This is a genomic window from Bradyrhizobium sp. KB893862 SZCCT0404, assembly GCF_018130885.1.
Classification (GTDB): Bacteria; Pseudomonadota; Alphaproteobacteria; order Rhizobiales; family Xanthobacteraceae; genus Bradyrhizobium; species Bradyrhizobium stylosanthis.
The window spans coordinates 438495-463718 of sequence record NZ_JAFCLT010000006.1 but is presented as its reverse complement, the minus strand read 5'-3'; the positions used below and the strand labels follow the sequence as shown (position 1 = coordinate 463718).

Annotated in this window: 14 protein-coding genes and 1 pseudogene; 11 read left to right on the top strand and 4 right to left on the bottom strand. The window is 62.4% G+C overall.

Features of this window, described 5'->3' with window-relative positions:
* Nucleotides 1-52 precede the first annotated feature (52 nt).
* Both JQ617_RS25165 and JQ617_RS25160 read right to left on the bottom strand, forming a co-directional pair.
* Entirely contained in the window at nucleotides 53-1303 is a 1251-nt protein-coding gene (locus JQ617_RS25165; protein WP_212028628.1) for an ABC transporter substrate-binding protein, read from the bottom strand.
* A gap of 267 nt (nucleotides 1304-1570) precedes the next feature.
* Nucleotides 1571-2329 (bottom strand): SDR family NAD(P)-dependent oxidoreductase, encoded by a 759-nt coding sequence (locus JQ617_RS25160; protein ID WP_212028627.1) that lies wholly within the window; start codon nucleotides 2327-2329, stop codon nucleotides 1571-1573.
* 168 nt (nucleotides 2330-2497) lie between these two features.
* On the opposite strand from JQ617_RS25160, the gene JQ617_RS25155 reads away from it, so the two are divergent.
* The 10 genes and pseudogenes from JQ617_RS25155 to JQ617_RS40470 all read left to right on the top strand — a co-directional run.
* Complete coding sequence (locus JQ617_RS25155; protein WP_212028626.1) at nucleotides 2498-3757, top strand: extracellular solute-binding protein; 1260 nt, start codon at nucleotides 2498-2500, stop codon at nucleotides 3755-3757.
* 2 nt (nucleotides 3758-3759) lie between these two features.
* The gene (locus tag JQ617_RS25150; protein ID WP_212028625.1) at nucleotides 3760-4701 is read left to right on the top strand and encodes a carbohydrate ABC transporter permease; all 942 of its coding nucleotides are present in this window, start codon (nucleotides 3760-3762) and stop codon (nucleotides 4699-4701) included.
* Nucleotides 4694-5542: a carbohydrate ABC transporter permease gene (locus tag JQ617_RS25145; protein WP_212028624.1), complete on the top strand. Its 849-nt coding sequence runs from the start codon at nucleotides 4694-4696 to the stop codon at nucleotides 5540-5542. Before JQ617_RS25150 ends, JQ617_RS25145 begins: the two co-directional genes overlap by 8 nt.
* Before the next feature lie 22 nt (nucleotides 5543-5564).
* Nucleotides 5565-6662 carry a Gfo/Idh/MocA family protein gene (locus JQ617_RS25140; protein WP_212028623.1) on the top strand — a complete coding sequence of 366 codons (1098 nt, stop codon included), beginning with the start codon at nucleotides 5565-5567 and terminating at the stop codon, nucleotides 6660-6662.
* 10 nt (nucleotides 6663-6672) lie between these two features.
* Nucleotides 6673-7317 (top strand): ThuA domain-containing protein, encoded by a 645-nt coding sequence (locus tag JQ617_RS25135; RefSeq protein WP_145662537.1) that lies wholly within the window; start codon nucleotides 6673-6675, stop codon nucleotides 7315-7317.
* Entirely contained in the window at nucleotides 7314-8363 is a 1050-nt protein-coding gene (locus JQ617_RS25130) for a LacI family DNA-binding transcriptional regulator (RefSeq protein ID WP_212028622.1), read from the top strand. Before JQ617_RS25135 ends, JQ617_RS25130 begins: the two co-directional genes overlap by 4 nt.
* Before the next feature lie 793 nt (nucleotides 8364-9156).
* Nucleotides 9157-11283, top strand: coding sequence for a type I secretion system permease/ATPase (locus JQ617_RS25125; protein ID WP_212028621.1), 2127 nt, complete (start codon nucleotides 9157-9159; stop codon nucleotides 11281-11283).
* Nucleotides 11270-12709, top strand: coding sequence for an HlyD family type I secretion periplasmic adaptor subunit (locus JQ617_RS25120; protein ID WP_212028620.1), 1440 nt, complete (start codon nucleotides 11270-11272; stop codon nucleotides 12707-12709). Before JQ617_RS25125 ends, JQ617_RS25120 begins: the two co-directional genes overlap by 14 nt.
* Nucleotides 12710-12758: 49 nt before the next feature.
* Entirely contained in the window at nucleotides 12759-13472 is a 714-nt protein-coding gene (locus JQ617_RS25115) for a hypothetical protein (protein WP_212028619.1), read from the top strand.
* Nucleotides 13472-14071: pseudogene (locus JQ617_RS40470) on the top strand (Tle-like phospholipase domain-containing protein); the annotation flags it as partial. The gene JQ617_RS25115 and the pseudogene JQ617_RS40470, both read left to right, overlap by 1 nt.
* Nucleotides 14072-14761: 690 nt before the next feature.
* Here the strand turns inward: JQ617_RS40470 and JQ617_RS40265 are convergent.
* Nucleotides 14762-14884 carry a hypothetical protein gene (locus JQ617_RS40265; RefSeq protein WP_283842083.1) on the bottom strand — a complete coding sequence of 41 codons (123 nt, stop codon included), beginning with the start codon at nucleotides 14882-14884 and terminating at the stop codon, nucleotides 14762-14764.
* A 30-nt stretch (nucleotides 14885-14914) separates the two neighbouring features.
* Between JQ617_RS40265 and JQ617_RS25110 the strand changes: the two genes are divergently transcribed.
* Nucleotides 14915-24625 carry a calcium-binding protein gene (locus tag JQ617_RS25110; protein WP_249157470.1) on the top strand — a complete coding sequence of 3237 codons (9711 nt, stop codon included), beginning with the start codon at nucleotides 14915-14917 and terminating at the stop codon, nucleotides 24623-24625.
* 152 nt (nucleotides 24626-24777) lie between these two features.
* On the opposite strand, the gene JQ617_RS25105 is transcribed toward JQ617_RS25110, so the two are convergent.
* Nucleotides 24778-25131: a hypothetical protein gene (locus tag JQ617_RS25105; protein WP_212028617.1), complete on the bottom strand. Its 354-nt coding sequence runs from the start codon at nucleotides 25129-25131 to the stop codon at nucleotides 24778-24780.
* Nucleotides 25132-25224 lie beyond the last annotated feature (93 nt).

Genomic DNA, 25224 nt, shown 5'->3' with positions numbered 1-25224 from the left:
GGAGAGCGACCGCGTCAGCGAGTCGCTCCCCGACGTCTTGTCGCGTGATGCGTCAGTACTTCTTACATTCCGGCACGGTGCGGCTCGGCAATCCGATCTTCGAGAACACCGCCGGATCATAGCCGAGCGTCTGGTTGACGTTCGGGATCACCTTCACGACCTTGCTGAACAGCGCGCCCTTGCCGTCATCGACGACCTCGGTGACGAAGTTGGTGCCGATCGCCTGGCGGTTGGAGTCGAGCTTGATCTTGCCGTTCGGCGCGTCGAGCTCGATCTTCGCCAGTGCTTCTCTGAACTTTCCCTGGTTGTTGGAGAGGTCGCCGTTGACCTGACGCAGCGCGAGGATCAGCGCCATGGTCGAGCCGTAGTAGTTGGTGGCCAGCAGCGACGGGCTCGGGAAGCGCTTGTTGGGCGGGAAGGCGTCCTGATAGGCCTTCACGAATTTCTGCCAGCCTGGATCCTCCCAGGTGTCGGCCTGGCCGCTTGCCGCGATGGTGCCGATCAGCGCATTCTTGGCGTTGCCCTTTGACGACAGGATGGTCTGGTCGATCATGATGGAACCGCCCATCAGATGCGCCTTGCCGCCGGCCTGCTGATACTGGTTGAGGAAGTTGACGGCGTCCGCGCCGCCAAGGCCGAGATAGATCGCGTCGACATCGTCGGGCAAGGCGGCGATCACCGAGGCGAAGTCCTTGGTGCCGAGCGGCACCCATTGCCGGTTGGTCACCTGTCCGCCGGCGCCGCAGAATTCGAGCACCAGCCCAAACACCTGGGTGTAGATGAAGGAATAGTCTTCGCCGACGGTCGCGATCTTGCGATACTTTTTTTCGTCATAGGCATATTTGCCGAGGCCGACCTGCCACTGCGCGCCGTCCATGTTGTAGCGGAAGAAGTTCGGGGCAGGATCGACATAGGTGGTTTCCTGGGCACCCGATGCCGCGTTGATGAAGGTCAGCTCCGGGTGGGTCTTGGCAAAATTCTTCACCGCGATGCCCTCGTCGCCGGAGAGCGGCGACAGCAGGATCTGCACCTTGTCCTGCTCGATCAGCTTGCGGACCGCGCGCACCGCGGAGTCCGGCGTCGCGTCGGTCGAGGCGACGATGAATTCGAGTTCCTTGTCGCCGATCTTCTTGCCCAGCACGTTGAGTGCCGTCTGGTGGCCGCGCATGCCGTCCTCGCCGAGCACCGTGTAGGTGCCTTCGAGGGTCGCGGTGACGCCCACCTTGATCTTTTCTTGGGCGATGGCCGCGCTTGATAGAAACAGGCTGCTCAGCGCGAGCAGTCCGATGCTGCATTTCGACATTGTGCTCCTCCCTGTGTCGTCGGTTTGTTGCCGGGCCGAATTGGCGCGGCGTCCGCGGCTCTCGAACGGTCCGCGGCTTTAGGGGGAAGCTAGCCGAAGTCGAATGCAGTGCACGCGCGGACGCCTCGTCCGGCTTGACGGGCAGTCTCATTTTTGAATGTTGCGGCGCGGACGGTTTCGCGGTGCAGCAGGCGAAAGACCAACGCTGCGGGAGGATTCAGCGGCATCCGGTTCGCATCCGGATGCGGCCATCATCCTCAATGCCTGTCACACCCATCCGCCATCGACGACGTAATGTTGCGCGGTGCAGGCGGAGGCCTCGTCGGAGGCGAGGAAGACGGTGAACTTTGCGACCTCGTCCGGCACCAGCTTCCGCTTCAGGCATTGCCGCTGCATCAGCTCGACCTCGCCCGCTGGCGTCACCCATTTCTCGAGCTGGCGCTCGGTCATGATCCAACCCGGTGCGATCGCGTTGACGCGGATATTGTAGGGGCCGTAATCGCGCGCGAGGGAACGTGTCAGACCGATCACACCCGACTTGCTGGCGGTGTAGGCGGCCATGCCGCCTTGTCCGGCGATCCACGATACCGAGCCGAAATTGATGATCGCGCCGGCATTCGCCGCCTTCATGTCCGGCAACACGGCTTGTGCGGCGAAGAACTGGTGCTTCAGGTTCACCGCGATGCGGTCGTCCCAATACTCCGGCGTCATCTCCTCGGTCTTGTGCCGTTCGTCATGTGCGGCATTGTTGACGAGGACGTCGATGGCGCCGTGCGCGCTGCGCGCTTGCGCAACGCCGGCACGCAGCGCAGCGATATCGGTCAGATCGACGCGCTGGAAATGCGCGCCGAGACCTTGATCCGACAATTCGCGTGCGAGGCGCCGGCCTTCGTCTTCCTTGATGTCGAAGAACACGACGTTGCTCTTTTGCTGCGCGAAGCGCCGCACGATCGCTGCGCCAATTCCCGATGCGCCACCGGTGACGAGAACGACCTTGCCGACAAGGTCAGAATAGATGGCGGCCATGAATACCTCTCGGCTTGCTTGCGGACGGCGTGGGGTGCCGCCTGTTTCCTCTGCAAACCTTAGTCATTTCCATGGTGAGGTTCATAGGTCAGAATTTTAGTTGCGCACCTCAAAAATTGAAGGCAGGATTGCAGCCAAAGAATAGAAGAACCGGTTGGGAGGAATGTGATGAGGCTGCTCGGGAAGCTGGGACTCGCCGCTGCCGCATGCCTGCTTGGGGCCAATTGGGCCGCAGCCGACACAACGGTGAAATGGCTTCACATCGAGGCCAATCCGGCCCAGGTGAAGATCTGGGAGGAGGTCGCGCGCAGCTACGAGGCGTCGCATCCCGGCACCAAGGTCGAGATGCAGTTCCTCGAGAACGAGGCCTACAAGGCCAAGCTGCCGACCATCCTGCAATCCAAGGACCGGCCGAACATCATCTATAGCTGGGCCGGCGGCGTCCTGAAGACGCAGATCGAGGCCGGCGTCCTCGACGACATCACCGACCAGGTCAAGGGTTACAGCGACAGCCTCACGCCGGCCGCGCTCGCCGCCTTCAGCAGCAACGGGCGCATCTATGGATTGCCGACCGCGCTGTCGCAGGTCGGTTTTCTCTGCAACAAGGAGCTGATGGCCAAGGCCAAGGTCGATCCTGCCAGCATCAAGAGCTGGGACGATCTGCTCACTGCTGTGAAGACGTTGAAGGCCGCCGGCGTGACGCCGATCGTGGTCGGCGGCGCCGACAAATGGCCGCTGCACTTCTATTGGACGCATCTTGCCGTGCGCATCGGCGGCAAGCCGGCGTTCGATGCTGCACTCCGCGGCGAGAATGGCGGTTTCGCAGGCGAGACCTTCCAGAAGTCGGGCGAGTTGTTCAAGCAGCTCGTCGATCTCCAGCCGTTCCAGAACGGCTTCCTCGGTTTCAAGAATCCGCAGGCCGTCGGCTATTTCGGCGACGGCAAGGCGGCGATGACGCTCGCGATCTCGACGGTCTATCACCTGCAGCGTGCGCTCGCCGCGGACAAGGCCGGCCTCTCCGAGGACAAGATCTGCTGGTTCGATTTCCCGGTGGTGGCAGGCGGCAAGGGCGCGGCGACGGATACGCTCGGCGGCATCACCGGCTGGCTGGTCACCAAGGGTTCGCCGAAAGAGGCAGTCGATTTCCTGAAATACTTCGTCTCGAAGGACGTGCAGACGAAGCTTGCGGCGGGCAACTTCATCATCCCTGTGGTGCAGGGCGCCGACGCCGGACTCAACAATTCCTTCATGAAGCTGATCGCGGCCAATCTGGCGAAGTCGAACTATCACCAGAACTTCTATGACCAGAGCCTCGGTCCCTCCGTCGGCCGCGTCGTGAACGACGTCACCGCCGAGATCGCCGGCGGCAGCATGAGCCCGCAGGACGCTGCCAAGGCGATCGAGGCAGCCTGGAAGCAGGGCAACTGACGGTGGCGCGGCGGATCGCGTTCGCATCGGCGATGGACGTTGCGACCGAGACGGCTCCGCAGGCCGCGGTCCGCGGCCCGCGCTGGGACGGCCGCTTCACGGTTCTGATCCTGTTCCTGCCGCCGGCCTTGCTGCTGTTCACGCTGTTCGTGGTGGTGCCGATCGGCGAAGCCGCGTGGTACTCGGCCTTCAACTGGAACGGCTTCGGCAGGCCGACTAATTGGATCGGCTTCGACAACTACCGTTTCGTGCTGGAAACGCGCGCGTTCTGGCTCGCGTTGCGCAATAACGGCCTGATCATCGCGGTCTCGCTCGCGATCCAGCTGCCGCTTGCGCTTGCTCTCGCCCTGATGCTCGCCGAGCGCTTTCGTGGCGCGGTGGCGCTGCGCATGCTGTTCTTCATGCCCTATATCCTGGCCGAGATCGCGACCGGGCTGATCTTCAGCTTCGTCTACGACGGCGATTACGGCCTCGTCGCCTCGATCTGGCGCACCTTCGGGGCCGAGCCGCCGCATCTGCTCGCCTCGACCGACACGGCGATGCTGGCGGTGCTGATCGTGATCGTGTGGAAGTATTTCGGCTTCCACATGATGCTGTTCATCGCGGCGCTGCAGGGCCTCGACAAGAGCCTCGTCGAGGCCGCGCGCATCGATGGTGCGACGCGGATGCAGACCCTGCGCCACGTCGTCGTCCCCTTGCTCTATCCGACCATCCGCCTCTCGGTGTTCTTCGCCATCATCGGCTCGCTGCAGCTGTTCGATCTCGTCATGCCGCTGACGCGCGGAGGCCCTGCGGACTCTTCCAACACGATGGTGAGCTTCCTCTACAACAACGGCATCTCGCGCATGCGGGTCGGCTATGGCAGCGCCATCGGCGTCATCCTGTTCGTGATCTGCGTGACCTTTGCCTTCACCTACAAGCGATGGTTCATGCGCGATGAGTAGCACCGAGACCTCCCGCGCCCCGTTCGATCCCGCTGCGCTGTTCAAGGCGCTGTTCCTCGCCGCCATCGCCATCTTCGTGCTGGTGCCGCTGCTCGCCACCGTGCTCGGCGGCTTCAAATCGCTCGGCGAGCTCCGGGTCAATCCGTTCGGCCTGCCGCAGCACTGGGAGTGGCAGAACTATGCCGACATCCTGTTCTCCGCGCGCTACTGGCAACTCCTGCGCAACTCGCTGATCATCTCGGCGCTCGCGGTTACGCTGACGCTGATCGTGGCTTCGATGGCGGCGTTCGCCTTCGCCCATGTCAGGTTCTACGGCAGCTCGATGCTGCTGAGCTATCTCACGCTCGGTCTGCTGTTTCCCGCCGCGACCGCGGTGCTGCCGCTGTTCATCAAGGTGCGCGATCTCGGGCTGCTCGACACCTATTTCGGTGTCGCGCTGCCGCAGGTGGCCTTCAGCCTCGCCATGAGCGTGCTGTTGCTGCGCCGTTTCTTCAAGGACATCCCCTACGAGCTGCTGGAGGCCGCGCTGGTCGACGGCTGCAGCTACATCAAGTTCTTCCGCTACGTGACCTTGCCGCTGTCGCGGCCGATCCTGGCGACCGTTGGCACCATCACCTTCGTCAACAGCTGGAACGCCTATCTGCTGCCGCTGGTGATGCTCAACACCGACGCGCTGTATCCCTGGCCGCTCGGCATCATGGTCTATCAGGGCGAATATTCCTCGGAGTGGCACCTGATCCTGGCCTTCATCACGCTGACCATCCTGCCCACGGTCATTCTCTTCCTTCTGGCGCAGAAACACATCGTCGCCGGCCTGACCGCGGGCGCGGTCAAGGGATGAGCGGCATCTCACGGAGATCGTAATGAGAAAAATAGGCATCGGAATCATCGGCTGCGGCAATATCAGTACGGCGTACCTCAAGGCGGCCCAGCGCTTCCCCGTCCTTGAGATCAAGGCGCTCGCCGACATGCGCAGCGAGGCTGCCGAGCGGCAGGGCGCAGCCTTCGGCCTGCCGGCGATGCGGGTCGATCAATTGCTGAAGCGGGACGACGTCGAGATCGTCGTCAATCTCACGGTGCCGCTCGCCCACACCGACGTCAGCCTCGCGGTGCTGAACGCCGGCAAGCACGTTCATTCCGAGAAGCCGCTCGGCATCAACGTCACCGAAGCGCGCAAGGTGATGGAGCTTGCCGCGCAGAAGAACCTTCTCGTCGGCTCCGCGCCGGACACGTTCCTCGGCGGCGGGCACCAGACCGCGCGCAAGCTGATCGATGACGGCGCGATCGGCACGCCCGTTGCGGGCAGCGCCTTCTTCGGCTGCCCCGGTCACGAGCGCTGGCACCCGGCACCGGGCTTCTATTATCTGCGCGGTGGCGGGCCGATGCTCGACATGGGGCCGTACTACATCACCGATCTCGTGCAGTTGCTGGGTCCCGTCGCGAGCGTGATGGGATCGACCGCACGCCCGAGGTCCGAGCGGCTGGTCACCAGCCAACCCATGAACGGCGCGATGATCCCGGTCGAAGTGTCGACCCACGTCGCGGGCACGCTTGAATTCGAGAGCGGGGCAGTCGTCTCGATCGCGATGAGCTTCGATGTCCCGAAGCACCGGCATGCGCCGATCGAAATCTATGGCGACAAGGGCAGCATGCTGGTGCCGGATCCGAACCGCTTCGGCGGCGAGGTGCAGATCGCAAAGACCGGCGGCGAGTGGGAGGCCGCACCGCTCACGCACGGCCACGTCGAGGGCGAGTTCCGCTCCATCGGTGTCGCCGATATGGCCACCGCGATCCTGGGCAACCGGCCGCACCGGGCCAGCGGCGCGCTCGCCTTCCATGTGCTGGAGGTGATGGAGGCGTTCCAGACCTCCGCCGACGAGGGGCGGCGCGTCAGGATCGAGAGCCGCGTCGAGCGGCCGGCGATGCTGCCGGCCGGACGCGAAACCGGGCAGATCGATTGAGGATTGAGACATGCGCAAGGCAATGATTGTTTGGGGCGGCTGGCCGGGACACGATCCCGATCTCTGTGCGTCGATGATCCGCGGCTGGCTCAAGGCCGAGGGCTTCGAGGTGCGGGTCGAGACCACGACGGCGGCGTTCGCCGATCCTGGGATCCACGATCTGTCGCTGATCATCCCTATCTATACGATGTCGAAGATCGAGAAGGCGGAAGCGCTCAATCTCTGCGCGGCCGTGCGCAGCGGGGTCGGGCTCGCCGGCCATCATGGCGGGATGTGCGATGCGTTCCGCGATTCGGTCGACTACCAGTTCCTGTGCGGCGGGCAGTGGGTTGCCCATCCCGGCAACATCATCGACTACAAGGTCGACTTGACGAAGCCGGAAGACCCCATCATGAAGGGTCTCAGCAGTTTCGAGCATCGTTCCGAGCAGTACTACATGCATGTCGACCCCGCCAACGAGGTGTTGGCGACGACGACCTTCACCGGAGAGCACGCGCCCTGGATCGAGGGCGTGGTGATGCCCGTGGTGTGGAAGAAGCGCTACGGCGCGGGCAGGGTGTTCTATTCCTCGCTCGGCCACCGCGCCTATGAGCTCGACGTGCCCGAGATCCGGACGCTGATGACCCGCGGCATGCTGTGGGCCGCGCGCGAATGACGGCCGGCGCGGCCCAGCCGCTCGTTCGCGCCACGCTCGAGGACGTCGCACGTGCGGCCGGCGTTTCGCTCGCCACGGTGGACCGCGTCGTCAACCGGCGCGAAGGCGTACGCGCCAAGACGGTCGCGCGTGTCGAGGCTGCGGTAGCGAAGCTCGGCTATCGCGCCGACGTCGCGGCGGCGCGGCTCGCGCGCGGGCAGAGCTTTCGCTTTGCCTTCGTGCTGCCGACCGGCAGCAACAGCTTCATGACCAATTTGACCGAGCAGGTCCAGCGCACCGCGGAGTGGCTTGCCGGTCAGCGCGGCTTCATCGATATCCTCCATGTCGACGTGTTCGATCCCGACGTGCTCGCCGGCGCCCTGGAGAATCTGTCGCCGGCCTATCAGGGAGTGGCCGTCATCGCGCTCGACCATCCCAGGGTGCGCGCCGCGATCGACGAACTCGCATCGCGCGGGGTGGCCGTCGTGACCCTCGTGTCGGACGCGCCGAGCGCGCGACGCCTGCATTATGTCGGCATCGACAATCCGGCGGCGGGACGGACCGCGGCAACGCTGATGGGCCGTTTCCTCGCCGGCAAGGAGGGCACGGTTGCCGTGATCGCGGGCTCGTTGTCGCTGCGCGACCACACCGAGCGGCAGTTCGGCTTCCACCAGATCCTGTCGAGCGAGTATCCGAACCTGCGCGCGCTGCCTGTCATCGAAGGCCGCGACGACAGCGACCGCACGCGCAAGCTCACGGCCGCGCTGCTCGCGCGCCATGCCGACCTCCGCGGCATCTATTGCTGCGGCGCCGGGAACCGTGGCATCGCCGATGCACTCGAAGCCTCGGGTCGCGCGCGCGAGGTGGTCTGGATCACCCATGAGCTGACCCAGCACACGCGGCGCTTCCTGGTCCGCGGCACGCTGGATGCGATCATCAACCAGGATCCCGGCCACGAGGCGCGCTCGGCGGCGCGCGTCCTGCTCGCGCATTGTTCGGGTGAGCCGATCAGCCCCGACCAGGAGCGTATCCGCATCGACATTTTCCTGCGGGACAATTTGCCGTAACAGCTGCAAGCTATCGCGCGTCAGGTGACGACGTCTTGACGGAATTTGTCCGCGAACAAACATATTGCAGATTTGTTCCCGAACCAGATGCGTCTCCCCAAAATTATTTCCGATCGCGTCTTGCTCTTTTCCGACGGTTGCGACATTATGTCTATGCACATAAGGGTAGTGCAGGGGAATAGAGGGAAGTTGGCTGGCGAATGTGAATGACGTCCCTCTATCATCTCGCGCTCGTCACGAACTTGGCTGAGTAGCAGCTACTCGCCGCAGTTCGCGCAGCGGTCCGCCCAGACAGTCCATAGATATTCATCACAAGAAGTTCGGCTGGATGGCCTCGCGTCGTCGGTGGCAGCTGTCTGCGTTCGAGCCTCTGTGAGGTAGTCCGGAAATCCTAGCGGGGCGTGATCGACGATAGCGCGTGAAGCGCGAAGACGGCTCTCCATGAGCCGGTCGACGACTGAGCTACATGTCGTTGTCTTTGTTGAGTCCAGCGTGATCTGAACGATCGGCTGTCGATTGCAGAGGAGACGCGCGTGGCCAATTCGACAAACGTCAGCACGATCCAATTCTGCCGCCAGGTTCCGCGTTGCTCAGCGGAGCGGGCGTCCAATGCAGAGCGTGGAATCGAACCCGTTGCGATCTCGGCGGCAGAATAGTGCAGCGTGCGAAACTGAGTTCGATAAGACTTTAGGAAAGTTCCATCTCCACAGGTTGCGCATCGATCTTTGACGACCTGAGGAAACGTGCAATAGTCGGTAACGCGATCTAAGGTAGTGGGTTGGCTGGGGTGGGTGTGGAAGCCGTAAAACAGGATACGGGGCTGCAGTGCCTTGCGCTGCTGTTGCGATTTCATCAGGTGTCGGTGGATCCGGCGCAGATCGCTCACCAGTTTTCCGGCGGCGCTGTCGGCGTGCTGGAGATGCTCCGCTGCGCCAAGCAGCTCAAGCTGAAGGCGAGGGTGGTTCGCGAAAGCTGGACGGGCCTTGCCAAGCTTTCCTTGCCCGGCATCATCGAGCGGCGCGACGGATCGTTTGCCATTCTCGGCAAGGTCGGCACGGACGACGCGCTCCTTCACGATCCCGCCGTCAATCGTCCGCAGGTGGTCAAGCGTGCCGAGTTCGAGGAAAGCTGGACCGGCCGCATCGTGCTGATGACGCGGCGGGCGTCGCTGTCCGACCTCGCACGCCGCTTCGACGTCACCTGGTTCCTCCAGGCCATGCACAAATATCGCCGGCTGCTCGGCGAGGTGCTGATCGCCTCGTTCTTCCTGCAGCTGTTTGCACTGGTGACGCCGTTGTTCTTCCAGGTCGTCACCGACAAGGTGCTGGCGCATCGTGGCTACACCACGCTCGACGTTCTGGTGTTCGGTTTGATCACGGTCTCGATCTTCGAGACCGTGCTCGGGGCCTTGCGAACCTATGTCTTCTCCCACACCACCAACCGGATCGACGTCGAGCTCGGCGCGCGCCTGTTCCGCCATTTGATCGCGCTGCCGATCGCCTATTTCGAGGCGCGGCGGGCCGGCGATTCCGTCGCGCGGGTCCGCGAACTCGAGAACATCCGTAATTTCCTCACCAGCTCGGCGCTGACGCTGGTGATCGATCTCGGCTTCACCTTCGTCTTCCTGGCGGTGATGTTCTACTACTCGCCGTTCCTGACCTGGATCGTGGTCGGCTCGTTCCCGTTCTATGTCGCGATATCGGCCGGCGTGACGCCGATCTTCCGCGAACGTCTCGACAAGAAGTTCGACCGCGGCGCGGAGAACCAGGCTTTCCTGGTCGAGAGCGTCAGCGCGATCCAGACGCTGAAGGCGATGGCGATCGAGCCGCAGATGCAGCGGCGCTGGGAGGAGCAGCTCGCAGGCTATGTCAGCGCCAGCTTCGATGTGCTCTCGCTCGGCAATTGGGCGAGCCAGTCGGTACAGTTCATCAGCAAGCTGGTCACCGCGCTGACACTCTATTTCGGCGCGCACCTCGTCATCGAGGGCGGTCTCTCGGTCGGCGAGCTCATCGCCTTCAACATGCTGGCCGGAAGGGTGGCGCAGCCGGTGCTGCGGCTGGCCCAGCTCTGGCAGGATTTCCACCAGGCGCGGGTCTCGATCGCCCGGCTCGGCGACATCCTGAACGCCGCGCCCGAGCCGATGTTCGATCCCTCGCGCGCGACGCTGCCGCCGATCAAGGGCGAGGTGACCTTCGATCATGTCAACTTCCGCTACCGGCCCGACACCTCGCTGGCGCTGCAGGATATCTCGCTGAAGGTGACGCCCGGACAGGTGATCGGCATCGTCGGTCCCTCCGGCTCCGGCAAATCGACGCTGACCAAGCTGATCCAGCGGCTCTACGTGCCGGAGGCCGGCCGCATCCTGATCGACGGCATTGACCTCACGGTCGCCGACGTCGCCTGGCTCAGGCGCCAGATCGGCACGGTGCTGCAGGAGAACGTGCTGTTCAATCGCACCATCCGCGACAACATTGCGCTGGCCGACCCAGGCATGGCGATGGAGCGGGTGATCGCCGCGGCGGAGCTTGCCGGCGCCCACGAATTCATCCTGGCGCTGCCGGACGGCTACAACACCGTGGTCGGCGAGCGCGGTGCCAGTCTGTCGGGCGGCCAGCGCCAGCGCATCGCGATCGCGCGGGCGCTCGTGACCAACCCGCGCGTCCTGATCTTCGACGAAGCCACCAGCGCGCTGGACTACGAGAGCGAGAACATCATCCAGCGCAACATGCGCAAGATCTGCGCTGGGCGGACCGTCTTCATCATCGCACATCGGCTCTCGGCGGTGCGTCACGCCGATCGCATCCTCACGATCGAGGCCGGCCGTCTGGTCGAGGACGGCAGCCATGACGAGCTGATCAAGAAGGCGGGGCGCTACGCGATGTTGCACCAGATCCAGGCGGGTCTCCATGTCGTCGGCTGATGTGATCGAGCGCAAGAGCCGCACGTTCTGGCGCCGCCAGCGCGACGCGCGCGAGTTCCTGCCCGCGGCGCTGGAGATCCTGGAAACACCGGCTTCGCCGGTCGGGCGGGCGGTGGGCCTCACCATCATCCTGTTCTTCGCGCTGGCGATCGGGTGGGCGACCTTCGGCCATGTCGACATCATCGCCACCGCTACCGGCAAGGTGGTGCCGACCGGCCGCACCAAGACGATCCAGCCGCTGGAGACCGGCATCGTCTCGGCGATCCATGTGCACGACGGCGACAAGGTGACGGCCGGTCAGGTGCTGGTCGAGCTCGACCGCACGGTGACCCAGGCCGAGCGCAAGCGAGTGGGGCAGGACCTCGTCGCGAGCATGCTCGACGTCGCGCGCCTGTCGGCGCTGCGCCGCAGCTTTGGCGACCTTGCCGCACCCCATGACCTCGAGGAGCCATCGGGCGCATCCGAGGTCGAGATCGCCCGGGCCCGCTCCGCCATGCTGGCGCAGGCTGCGGAGCAGCAAGCAAAGCTCGCCTCCGTGGTGCAGCAGATCGACCAGAAGCGCGCGGAGGCGCAGTCGGTCACGGCGGCGATCGCCAAGATCGATGCGACGCTACCGCTGCTCGAGGAGACGCTGACCATCCGCAAGAAGGCGATGGATATCCAGTACGGCAACCGCATTGCCTGGATCGACGCCCAGACCCGCCTGATCGACCAGCAGAACGAGCGCATCGTGCAGGAGCGCAAGCTTGTCGAGATCGAGGCGGCGCGCCGCGCGCTGGAGCAGCAGCTCGCCCAGACCAGGTCCGGCTTCGAGCGACAGGTCCTGAGCGACCTCTCCGATGCCCAGAAGAAGGCCGACGAGTTCCGTCAGGACGCCATCAAGGCCCAGCAGAAGACCGACGAGCAGCTCTTGCGCGCGCCGATCGACGGCACGGTGCAGCAGCTCGCGATCCACACCGTCGGCGGCGTGGTCTCGCCGGCGCAGCAGCTGATGATGATCGTGCCGCGCGGCTCCAGCATCGAGGTCGAGGCGATGATCTCCAACCGCGACATCGGCTTCGTCGAGCATGGCCAGGACGCCGAGATCAAGATCGACACCTTCAACTTCACCCGCTACGGCCTGCTGCACGGCAAGGTCATCAGCGTCTCGGGCGACGCCATCGTCAAGGACAAGCCGCCGGAGCGAAATGGCGCTGCGAAGCAGGGCGGCGCACTCGCCGAATCGAGCGAGCCCGCCGGCCAGGAGCTGCTCTACGCCGCGCGCGTGTCGCTCGAAGGCACGCAGATGCAGGTCGAGGACAAGATGGTCAACCTCGCACCCGGCATGGCGGTGACGGTGGAGATCAAGACGGGACGGCGAAGGATCATCGAATACGTGATGTCGCCGTTGTTGCGGTATCGGCAGGAGAGCTTGAGGGAGCGATGATGGGATATCGTTTTGTGGACTTCGATGCGCCGACGGAGACTAGCTAATCGTGGCTGTCACTCGTTGTCCTCGAAGGCAAATCATCGTCGGCATTCTTGCTGCTCTCGCGGGAAGTTATGTCGCCCCTTCGCATGCGGCATTCCTAAGCGAAACCGTCAGGTATCGATTGACGTTCGAGGTTGATCTTGACGGCAGCTCCGTGAGCGCCTCTGGCGTCATTCAGGTCAAGCAATCGGACACAAGGCCGGTGCTGAGAAGCATGGGTGGGTTCGGAAACGAGGTGACAGGTGAGGCAGTCGTGGTGGACTTGGGTCCTAGAGGGACCTTCTTCTCCTTGCTGCGTGGACCGAAGGTTGGTTTTGGAAGCCTCGGGGCTCCCGCATGGCTACTGTTCCATGCCTTTGCCGACCTATTGAAATCAGAGACTGATCCGCTCCCGAAGGTGCGACTTCTAAAGGAGCTGCGGCCGCGGCGCACGCTGCATGCTGATGAAATTCCGATGTTGGTCCGCTTTCGTGATCTCAATGATCCAAAGTCCGTCGAACAGGTCGATCCCGCAAACCTGGTCAGGACGTTTGGTTCCGGAATCGTGCTTCGCGAGGTTGTCATCGAGGTGACGAACGATCCCATCACGGTCGGCATCGACACGAAGTTACCGTGGCTAAAGACGATAAAGACGCAGCTGGACGGCGATCGGTTGTACTCCGGCGCCACGCTAGCCAACGAATTGAATGCGCAAGACTTCGATCGAAGGAGCAGATAATGTTTGATCAGACGCTGTTGAATGCGATCCTTTCGTTAGATGCCTACAATCGAGGTTACGGCGAGGGAGTGTATGGCCTCGCCAGCGCGGCTGGTACGCAGATCGGTTCGCTATCGATACTGAGGGCTTCGGCTGACCCGGCTAGCGGCTTCTATGCGATCGCGTATAAGGCGGCTGACGGCCAGACAATCATATCTTACCGAGGCACGAACGCCGACACTGCGGGCGAATTTTGGAAAGACGCAAGCAATGGCTATCTCATCGGTGCTGGCCTTCCGCTCGGCTCGCAAGGCGAGGAAGCTATCAGGTTTTATCAGGATGTACTGGCCTTAGGTGTCGATCCGCAAAAGCTTTCGCTTACGGGGCACTCGCTGGGTGGAGGCTTGGCAGGATACGTAGCGGGACTCTACGGAAAGAGTGGTGTCCTTTTTGACAATATGACTTTCAACAACGGGGTCGTTAACGCATACCAAGCCGCGATTGCGAGCTACTTGCCGCCGATCAATCTAGTGGCGGAGTCGACGCGCAGATTGATCTATGGTGACCAGACACCGTGGGCGTACGATTTCTCGAAGCTTTCTGCCTACGCTGTCACGGGCGAGCTCCTGGCGGAAGTGCTGCCGCTCAGATTTTCTCAGACTCCGGGCGTAAACTACATCGACTCTTTCGGAGGAGCGCGAAGCATCCTCGATCTGCATAGCCAAGCGTTGCTCACGATTCTCTTGTGGGCAAATACAAGCCCCAATGGGCTAGGAAATTCCGCGGGCACTTGGCACAGCATCGGAGCGCCGTTGCTCGATTCGCTTTACGATGACCGGCTTGGAGATGCTCTCGGCCTGTCATCGTCTACCGGCACCGCGGGCCCCGCCGATCAGATGATGCGCATGATTGCTTACTCGGCGCTCTACAATCCGGGGGTGCAGAATTGGGGTCTCGTGTTCGGGGACGCTGCGATCCGTGCACTGTTCGATGATGCGGACATGTTGGGTGTTCTCAACGACAAGCCTGGTATTGCATCGTATTTGAAGGACAGTGGAGTTCAAAAGGCTCTTGCCGAAATTGCTGTGGAATATGCGGGCTTACTCGCAGCCAATAAGATCACGCACGATCAGGACACGACCGGCGATACCGGATATCAGAAGGGTGCGCTTCACTACGACGGCGACAAAAATCAGCTCGTAGGAGACTTTAGCCGAGCGCTTTGGACGAAGGGCGGCGCGCAAGTCGATGTACTGGGAAAGAAGGATCTGACGACGGCGGCCGCGCAGTTTGGCGGAATAGACGCAGCGTCAACCGAGTTGGCCCTTTCGACGATCTGGAACGGGAATACCGATCAAATCGTCAAACTCATCGCGGCGACGACGGATGGTGGCGCGGATATCAAAGCAGTCGAGGATGGAAAAATCGGCCAAGGAGAGGGCGCTCTTCCAGCCGACGGAGCTATGTTGGTCGGCGGAGGTGGCAGTAATCATCTCTATGGTGCTTCGGGCAACGATCTTCTTGTCGGCGGCAAAGGCAACGACACGCTTGACGGCAAGGGTGGTAGTGATCTGCTGTTCGGCGGTGCCGACGACGACACGTTCTTGCTCGGCTATGGTGGCACTGATTGGGTGGATGGCGGTTCAGGTAAGGACACGGCGCGTTTCGAGCAGTCCGAGCACAGCCATACGGTGATGGTCTCATCAGCCAATGGCAAGACCCCGAACGGAGACAATATTTTCGTCGTTCTGGATGATTCGACAGAAGGCGTCGACTACCTGACCTCTGTCGAGCACATCAATCTGACCGGACCGAACAACACGCTGATCGTCAAGCAGTTTGATACGCGCGGCATTCCGGTGGCGGTGACCGTGGACCTCGGTTCGGCCGCAAACGATACGGCGGACTTCTCGCAGTATGGCGGACCGGTCTATCTGAATTCGGGTAGCGAAGGCAGTCTCGCTCTTTACTCGGATCCAAATTTCGGGGTGCGTACAGGACTTCAGGTTAAGGGTGCCAGCACGATCCTGCTGACGAACAGCAGTGATAAGGTCAAGGGAACAGGCCCAGGGACGGTTGTTCACACCGGTGGAGGTCAGGACCAGATTGAAGCATCTCACAATGGTCAACTCCTGATCGAAGATGCGAGCACGGACGATCGTATTACCTTCTATGGAATGACCCTGACCGGCGGCGTGCAATGGGGCACGGAAAGCAAGTACGCCGTTGGCAGCTTCGGTGAGAGGTACGGCCGCAATGCGCAAGGCGATCTTGTTGTCGTCGATGCTGAGGGCAACGAAACCTTCATCCCAAAATTCAACTTCACGACCGACGCTTCAAGTGGCCTCACCGCGGGATTGTTCGTCATCCAGGTGACATACCTGATCGAGCGCAGCAACGGCTGGACCGCCGGGTTCGAGACGGCGGCCTCGGCCCTCAAGGCCATGAAGAAGATCGGCCAGGCGCTGACTGGTAAAATGCGGAACTGGACCGATCCGCTGGTGCTCGACCTCGACGGTGGTGGGGTGAATCTGTCATCCATGGCCGGCAACAACGCCTCGTTCGACGTCGACAAGGATGGCTTCGCCGAGCGGGTCGGCTGGGTGCGCGGCGGCGACGGCATGCTGGTGCGCGATCTCAACGGCAACGGCAAGATCGACGACATCGGCGAGATGTTCGGCAACGATCAGACGCCGGGCTTCACGCAGCTCGCGAGCCTCGACGGCAATCACGACGGCAAGATCAGCGCGCTGGACGACGGCCTTGCCGATTTCAACGGCGACGGCGTCGTCGATGCGGCCGACACCTTCGCCACCCTGAAGGTCTGGGTCGACGCCAACGAGGACGGCAAGACCGATGCCGGCGAATTGAAGTCGTTGGCCTCGCTCGACATCGTCTCGATCTCGACCGGATCGACCGTGACCAACACCACCGACAGCGGCAATATCATTGCCGCCACCGGCACTTTCGTGCGAGGTGACGGCACCACCGGCACGATCGGCGAGGTGCAGTTCGACACCGACAACACCCACACGACCTGGCAGGGTGACAGCTCCGTCAGCCCCGACGCCGCAAGCCGGCCCGACCTCAAGGGGTTTGGCACGCTGACCGACCTGCATGTGGCGATGACGCTCGATGCGGATCTGGTGCAGACGGTCGACGCGGCGCTGCCGTCGCTGAACACGCTGTCGCTCGCAAGCTTGCGCGAGGCCGCCCGGACTATCCTCTATGCCTGGACGGGCGCCGTGCCGGTGCCGGCAGGCACACCGGGCACCGAGGCGACGCAGGATTTCTGGTTCGTCGGCGACGTCACCAGGACCGGCGGCATCGCCTACGACTTCCTGGTCAAGAAGGGCGAGTACGGGGCTCCGAGTGGGGAGAACCTGCCTTACTACGGCTATGCGAGCGGGCAGCCCGTCTACAATGCCGACAAGACCCTCGTCTATGGTCATCCGACTATCGACATGGTCCTGGCAAGTCCCCCGGCGCAGGGTAGTTGGAACAAGCTGACGGCGCAGGACATCGCCTTCCTCGAGCGCTACACAGGCCTCGATCTCGGCTTCGTCATGAGCGAGAATCCGAGTTCCGACGCGGTTCACGTGGTTGCGGACGGTCTCACGGCTTCGTGGAACACCCTGAACAAGCTCGCCGTCCGCCTTGCGGCGCAAGGTCCTCTGGCGCCGTTCTTCGCCGGGATCACCTACGATGTTGCGAGCGACACGTTCCGCCCGAGCACGGACCATCAACTGGTGCCGATGCTGGAGGCGATCTTCCACGCCGCCCCCGCGACGGCCAGCGGCGCGCAGGATTTCCTTGCGCAGTGGCACGACATCATCAACGTCGTGCTGCCCGACTTTCAGCGCGACAACGAGGGCCATCAGCTTACCGACGCGTTCCTGTTCCAGAACCTGGTCGGTGCCTATGAGGACGTGCCGCTTGCGATTTCGCTGCAGCAGGCGGCCGCGATCTTCGATATCCCGGCCTCCGAGATCAAGACCGGCAGCGGGACGATCGCCGGCAACGACACCAAGACCGACCTGTTCTACCTCGACTCCACTAACCAGTTGGCGCAAGGGCAGGGTGGCTCTGATGCCTATATCGTCGGGTACAATTTCGGCCACGACGTCATCCAGGACGTCTGGCAGGGATTGGGGCAGAACCAGGAAGACAGCATCTGGTTCTCCCACCTCAACGTCTCGGACCTGACCTTCACCCGCGACGGCTTCGATCTCCTGATCACCCAGAACGGCACCAACAACCAGATCCGTGTGGTCGACGAATTCGCCGGCCGCAGGCCTGGCCTCGTCACCGCGTTCCAGGATTTCGACAAGCAGATCGAGATCATCAAATTCGCCGATGGCACTACCTGGGACCAGCTCGACATCGCCAAGGCGATCGGCATGCCGTCCTATGCGACCGACGACAATCTGATCGGAACGCCCGACGTCGATTTCCTCAATGGTGGCGCCGGGACCGACTTCATGTCCGGTGGCGATTCCGGTGACCACTACTTCTTCGGCCTCGGCTATGGCCACGACTCCATCGAGGACAGGGAAGTCTGGGTCTGGCAGGCCTCGAACGACTATGTGCATTTCGGCGCCGGCATCAGCGAGGACGACGTGACGTTCCAGCGCGTGGGCGTCAGCGACGATCTCCAGGTCTCGATCAACGGCACCAGCGACGTTCTGACCGTCACGGGCCAGTTCAGCGTTGCCTACGGCCTGCTCAACACGCAGCAGGATCGTATCGAGATCTTCACCTTTGATGACGGCAGCTACATCGGCTGGGAAGACATCATCAAGGCGCTGGATGCCGCCGCCGGCACCGACGGCAACGACACCATCACCGGATTTAATTACGACGATCTGCTCGATGGCGGCGCCGGCAACGATTTCATGACCGGCGGAAACGGCAACGACACCTATGTGTTCGGCCGGGGCTATGGCTCGGACACGATCGAGGACCGTGTCAACTACATCCTGAGTGGCACCGACGATACCGTAAAGTTCAAGGAAGGCATCTCCCGGAGCGACCTGACCTTCCACCACGACGGCAACACCAGCGATATCAGGATCACGATCAACGGCACCGACGACAGCCTGACCGTCCGCGGCGAGTTCTCCATCATCTATGGCCTGATCGCGACGATGGACGACCGGATCGAGAACTTTACTTTCGCCGACGGCACCGTGCTCGGATGGCACGACATCTTGCTGCAGGTCGATGACGAGGCCGGAACCAGCGGCAACGACACGATCTACGGCTTCGGCTACAATGACACGCTGCAGGGCCGGGCAGGGGACGATTATCTCTACGGCGGCCAGGGTGACGATACCTACGTCTATTCCCGCGGCGACGGGCACGATACGATCTACGACCTCGCCGATGCGCAAGGGCCGGAGTTCGACACGCTGGTGCTGCACGGCATCAACCCGGCCGACGTCTCGTTCACCCGCGTCAACTACAGCGACGTCGCGCTGGTCTTCGCCGAAAGCGCGCCGGGCGCCGGCGATAGTGGTTCCGTGGTGCTGCAGGGCGAGCTCGACAATTGGTTCGCCCAGGGCGTCGAGCAGGTCGTGTTCGACGACGGCACCGTCTGGACCCAGAGCGATCTGCGCGTGAAGGTGCTGGCGCAGGCCTCGACGCCGGGCAACGACACCATCGTCGCCTTCAACACCAACGATGTTATCGAGGGCGGCAAGGGCGATGATACCATCAGCGGCGGCGCCGGAGACGACACCTATATCTACACGCGCGGCGACGGAAACGATTCCATCGCCGAGGTTGGAAACGGCAACTACAGCAGCTTCGATACGCTAAGGCTCCACAACATCGCCCCTGGCGCGGTCAGCCTGGCCCGGAACGGTAATGATTTGACACTGGTGATTGCCGAGAGCGCGCCGGGCGCGGGCGATGGTGGGTCCGTGCTGCTCTATGATGACCTCAAGGGCTGGACTGCCTCGGGCGTCGAGCAGATCGTCTTCGATGACGGGACGATCTGGGGACAGGACTATCTGCGTGCGCGTGTTCTGGTGGAGCTTACGACAGACGGCAACGACACGATTTACGGATTTAATACCAATGACACGCTACGCGGCGGCAAGGGTGACGACATCCTGTACGGCGGGACGGGCGACGACACCTACGTCTATTCGCGCGGTGACGGTAACGACACCATCTACGAGGTCTGGCTCGGTAACTACAGCAGCTTCGATACCCTGAGGCTGCAGAACATCGCGCCATCGGCCGTTCACCTGACGCGGAACGGGGCCGACATGACGCTCGTCATTGCCGAAAGCGCACCCGGCGCCGGCGACGGCGGCTCGATCCTGCTCACGGACGAGGAGACCGGAAACCAGACCTCGGGCGTCGAGCAGATCGTGTTCGACGACGGCACGGTGTGGACCCAGGCCGATCTGCGCGCGATGTGGCTGGTGCAGGAGACCGCGTCGACGGATACGTCGATCACCGGCTTCAGGACCGACGATACCATCGTCGCCGGCACGGTGGACCGCTCCCTGCATGGTGCGGGCGGACGGGATACCTATGTTTACAGTGCCTCCGGCGGCAATGTGGTGATCGACGATCCCGGTCATCTTCAGTCCGAGCTCGATTTCACCGACATCGCCTCGACGGATGTCAGCCTGCTGCGGCCGGTGGCTAATAGCGGCGCCAATCTGGTGATCACGGTCAACAGCACCGGCAAGACGATCACCGTCCTGAACGAGTTCACGGCGAACGGAGGCTTGCGCGCGATCTCGTTCTCGGACGGGGTGATCTGGAACCCGGACCAGGTCAAGGCCGTTCTCGCGGGCGGCAGCGGGGAGATTTATGTGTTCAACCGCGGCGACGGTGCGGTGACCATGGACCAGACGGTCACCAGCGTCCGTCTCGGCAGCGGCATCTCGCCCGATGACATCATCCTTCAGGCCAACGGCCGTGATCTCGTCGTCAAGCTGCGGGGAAGCACCGACAGCCTCACGGTCTTCGGCGCACTGACCGCCAATGCATGGGGCATCTCGAGCACGCTGTCCACGCTGAAGTTCAGCGACGGCACGTCGCTGGCCCTCGGACAGCCCAGCGCCGGCCATGGCCTGCCGCTGACGTTCACTTGGGTGCTCAACACCGCCAATTTCGACATGGTCGGTTCGGTCTACGGCACCAACGTGTATGAGGTGACGGCGCCCGGCAAACTGAACTTCGCCAATGTCAGCGCGATCGGCGGCACCAACATCGTCAAGTTCGACAAGGGCGCTCAGAACCTTATCGTCGACACCCACAATCTCCCCGGCAGCCTTGTACTCGGCCCGCAGATCGCGGCGCAGGACGTGTACTGGCAGACCGACTCCTGGGGCAATTTGTTCCTGAAGCTTCGGGGGGACGCCGCCGACAGCATTGCCATTTGGGGCGACCTGCAGCTCGCGAACGGCGTCGTGACCAGCGCGATCAAGTCCGTGACATTCAGCGACGGGACAGTTCTGGACACGAGCCACGGTCCGGCCGCCTTCACCTGGCTCGGGAACACGGCAAACTTCAACATCACCGGCACGAATCTCGGTACCAACATCTATGAGGTGACGATCGCCGGAAAGATCAACTTTGCCGATGCGGCTGCGGCGGGCGGCACGAATATCGTGAAGTTCGACAGGGGCGGGCAGGCGCTCAACGTCGTGGCCAACAATTTCGGCGGCGAGCTCGATCTCGGCCCGAACATCTCGGTGCAGGACGTGTATTGGCAGAGTAACGGCTACGGCGACCTCATCATGAGGCTCCGTGGTGATGATGCCGATAGCATCAACGTTTGGGGCGACCTGCGCATCCTCAATGGCAGTCTCACCGGCGCGATCAAGACCGTCAAATTCGGGGACGGTACTGTTCTCGACATGAGCCACGGTCCGTCCAATTTCACCTGGCTCGGCAATACCGCTGGCTTCAACATCACTGGCACGACGTTCGGGACCAACGTCTACGAAGTCATCGCGGCGAACGGCAAGATCAACTTTGCCGATGGTGGTTCGGTCGGCGGCATCAATATCGTCAAGTACGACAAGGGCGGGCAGGCGCTCAACGTCGTGGCCAACAATTTCGGCGGCGAGCTCGATCTCGGCCCGAACATCTCGGCACAGGACGTGTATTGGCAGAGCAACGGCTATGGCGACCTCATCATGAGGCTCCGCGGCGATGATGCCGACAGCATCAACGTGTGGGGCGACATGCATGTCACGAACGGCGTCGTCACGAGCGCGATCAAGACAGTGAAGTTCAGCAACGGAACCGTTCTCGACATGAGCCACGGTCCCTCGAATTTCACCTGGCTCGGAAACACCGCGAACTTCAACATCACCGGCACGACGTTCGGGACCAACATCTACGAGGTCACGGCGGCGAACGGGAAGATCAACTTTGCCGACGGCGGCGCGGTCGGCGGCATCAATATCGTCAAGTACGACAAGGGCGGTCTTGCGCTGAACGTGCAGGCCAACAATTTCAGCGGCGAGCTGGACCTTGGTCCGACCATCTCGGCGCAGGACGTGTATTGGCAGAGCAACGGCTACGGCGATCTCATCATGAGGCTCCGTGGCGACGATGCCGACAGCGTCAATTTCTGGGGCGACCTGCATGTCGTCAATGGAGTCCGCACCAGCGCGGTCAAGACCGTCAAGTTCAGCGACGGAACCGTGCTGGACATGAGCCATGGTCCTTCGAATTTCAATTGGCTCGGCAATACCGCGAACTTCAACATCACCGGCACGACGTTCGGGACCAACATCTACGAGGTCACGGCGGTGAACGGGAAGATCAACTTCGCCGATGCCGGCGCGGTCGGCGGCATCAATATCGTCAAGTTCGACAAGGGCGGCCAGGCGCTGAACGTTCAGGCTAACAATTTCACCGGTGAGCTGAATCTCGGTCCGACCATCTCGGCGCAGGACGTCTATTGGCAGACCAATGGCTACGGCGACCTGATCCTCAAGCTGCGCGGCGATGATGCCGACAGCATCAATGTCTGGGGCGACCTGCATTTTACCAACGGCGTCGTCACCAGCGCGATCAAGAACGTGAAGTTCAGTGACGGCACCGTTCTGGACATGAGCCAGGGACCGTCCGCGTTCACCTGGATCGGGACCGCCAACAACTACAATCTCGTCGGCAGCAACATGCGCTCGAACGTATTCGAGATCACGCAGGGGAACGGCGCGATCAAGTTCGGGAATGCCAGCGCGGGCGGGGATGGCAACAACACGATCAAGTACGACAAGGGCGACGGGCTGGCCGACGTTCAACTCAATGGCGGCAAGGGAATAGTGGCGCTCGGCAGCAACGTTTCGGCGCAGGACGTCATCCTGGGCTCGAACAGTGCCGGCGACCTGATCGTCAAGTTCCGCAACGACACCACCGACGCGATCACGATCCACAACGACCTCGTCTTCGGCAACGTCAATTCCTACGGAATCAGCGCCATCAAGTTCGCCGACGGGACGACGTGGGACTACACGTTCATCGCGTCGAACGCCTGGATCAGGGGGACGGCGGGCAACGACTCGATCAGCCTACCGGTGAACGCTGCCACGGTCGACGCCGGTGCCGGCGATGACACATTCAGTGTCTCGGGCAACGGCTCCGACCGCATCGTGTTCGGGGTCGGCAACGGTCACGACGTGCTGGACAACCCCGGCAACGGCTACCAACGTACCGACGTCCTGGATCTCGCGGGACTTCTGCCGTCGGATGTCGTGCTGTCGAGGTCGGGAAACCAGCTGATCGCGAAGATCACCGCGACCGGTGAGACGTTCACGGCGCTCTGGCAGTTCTATGCCGATGGCCTGACTTACGGCATTGGCTCTATCAAGTTTGCAGACGGGACTGTCTGGGATCGGACGGCGATTGCCGCGAACGCCTGGGTTCGAGGAACGTCAGGCAACGATTCCATAGGTTTGCCCTCGACGGGTATCGTCGTCGACGGTGGGGCGGGCGATGACACGCTCAGTGTCAGCGGTACCGGCGCAGATCAGATCATTTTCGCCAAGGGCCGCGGCCACGATACGTTGGACAATCCGAACTCGGGCTACCAGCGCAACGACACTCTCGTGCTGACAGATATTCTTCCGTCGGAGGTCCAGCTGACCCGTTCGGGCAACCAGCTGATCGTCAAGGTGCCTTCGACCGGGGATACCTTCACGGCCTTGTGGCAGTTCCTGGATGGAGGCACGTCCATCTACGGCCTCAACTACATCAGATTTGCTGACGGTACTGTTTGGGATCGTACGGGTATCGCCGCGAAGGCCTGGGTCCGCGGCACGTCGGGTAATGATTCCATCACCCTGCCGGCGACCAACGTCACGGCCGACGCGGGCGCGGGCGACGATACGATCACCGTCTCCGGCAACGGCTCCGACCGCATCGTCTTCGCCAAGGGATACGGTCACGACACGCTGACCAATCCCGGCTCGGGCTACAGCCGCGACGACACGCTGGTGCTGAGCGACATCAACCCGTGGGAGGTGCAGTTCAGCCGCAGTGGCGATGCCATGACGCTGAGCGTGCCGATGACGGGGGATTCCTTCCGCGTGAACTTCCAGTACTGGGGCGACGGCAGCCAGATCCAGGGGCTCACGCACATTCAGTTCGCAAACGGCAGCAACTGGAGCAGGTCGAACCTCGTGGATGCCACGTCGACCTTCACCTGGACGGGAAGCGCGGCGAACGCCACGCTCACCGGAAACGACTACGGCGCGAACGTCTTCCAGTTCGGCTCGGGGGCGGAGACGGCCTATGGCGGCGCCAGAAGCAATGTGTACCAGGTCACCACGAGCACCGGGCAGGCGCAGATCAATCTGTCGGCCGCGACCGGTTCCAAGAACGAGATCGACTTCCTCAGCGGCATAACCGATCAGAACCTGTGGTTCGAGCAGGCCGGCAATGATCTCAAGATCGATCTGCTTGGCTCCAATACAAGCACGACGATCAGCAACTGGTTCTCGGGCAGCGCAGGTTCGATGCAGGCGATCACGGCTGGCGGTCTCAAGATCGACAGCCAGATATCGCAGCTGGTGCAGGCGATGGCGACCTATTCGGCGAATAACGCCGGATTTGATCCAACCAGCGCGAGCATTCATACGTTGCCGAACGATACGGCCCTTCAGGGCGCGGTCACTGCGGCCTGGCACGCATGATAGGACGAAGGCACCGCGCCCCTTGGGTGTGGTGCCTTCCAGCACCTTGTGAGTGCTGCTGCAGCGGCGAATGCGTGGCGCGATGCACAGGTCGCGGTCGGTTGGCGTCAACAGGCCGGAGCTATATGGTGACCGGCTGACAGTTCGACAGTTTACACTGCGTCTGCCGGCACAAAACAGCTGATGATGATGTTGCCGCGGTGATGCACGTACCACACGACGGCCTGACCGACCGGATTGCCGCGATCGCGAATGATGGCCCGCTCGGGTACGGCCATCCATTCTCCTTCAATCGGCACCCAATAGGTACCGTCACGATAATCATATTCGGTACGGTGACCATCCGAGATGTCGCAGCATGGTACGCCGTTCGGCGCGGTCACGGACTTGAACCATGCGCGGATGTCAGGCGGGACGTTGTCGTATTGTCCGCGGTCGAACGCGAGCGCCGTGCCATTTAGCGTAGAGACGAACACCCAGAGAGCGACCTGCACGAGCTGTCGCATCCGATCCTCCACTCCTGTCGTATGTCTTGCCCACCTCTTGGTGAGCACGACTCGACGTTGGCGTGATTAAGCCTGAGCTCAGCCGCCGTTGCA

What these genes read in the sequence shown, in the direction of transcription:
- JQ617_RS25165 (WP_212028628.1), bottom strand. Translation starts at nt 1,303, where the DNA reads ATGTCGAAATGCAGCATCGGACTGCTCGCGCTGAGCAGCCTGTTTCTA.
- JQ617_RS25160 (WP_212028627.1), bottom strand. Translation starts at nt 2,329, where the DNA reads ATGGCCGCCATCTATTCTGACCTTGTCGGCAAGGTCGTTCTCGTCACC.
- JQ617_RS25155 (WP_212028626.1), top strand. Translation starts at nt 2,498, where the DNA reads ATGAGGCTGCTCGGGAAGCTGGGACTCGCCGCTGCCGCATGCCTGCTT.
- JQ617_RS25145 (WP_212028624.1), top strand. Translation starts at nt 4,694, where the DNA reads ATGAGTAGCACCGAGACCTCCCGCGCCCCGTTCGATCCCGCTGCGCTG.
- JQ617_RS25140 (WP_212028623.1), top strand. Translation starts at nt 5,565, where the DNA reads ATGAGAAAAATAGGCATCGGAATCATCGGCTGCGGCAATATCAGTACG.
- JQ617_RS25135 (WP_145662537.1), top strand. Translation starts at nt 6,673, where the DNA reads ATGCGCAAGGCAATGATTGTTTGGGGCGGCTGGCCGGGACACGATCCC.
- JQ617_RS25130 (WP_212028622.1), top strand. Translation starts at nt 7,314, where the DNA reads ATGACGGCCGGCGCGGCCCAGCCGCTCGTTCGCGCCACGCTCGAGGAC.
- JQ617_RS25120 (WP_212028620.1), top strand. Translation starts at nt 11,270, where the DNA reads ATGTCGTCGGCTGATGTGATCGAGCGCAAGAGCCGCACGTTCTGGCGC.
- JQ617_RS25110 (WP_249157470.1), top strand. Translation starts at nt 14,915, where the DNA reads ATGTTGGTCGGCGGAGGTGGCAGTAATCATCTCTATGGTGCTTCGGGC.
- JQ617_RS25105 (WP_212028617.1), bottom strand. Translation starts at nt 25,131, where the DNA reads ATGCGACAGCTCGTGCAGGTCGCTCTCTGGGTGTTCGTCTCTACGCTA.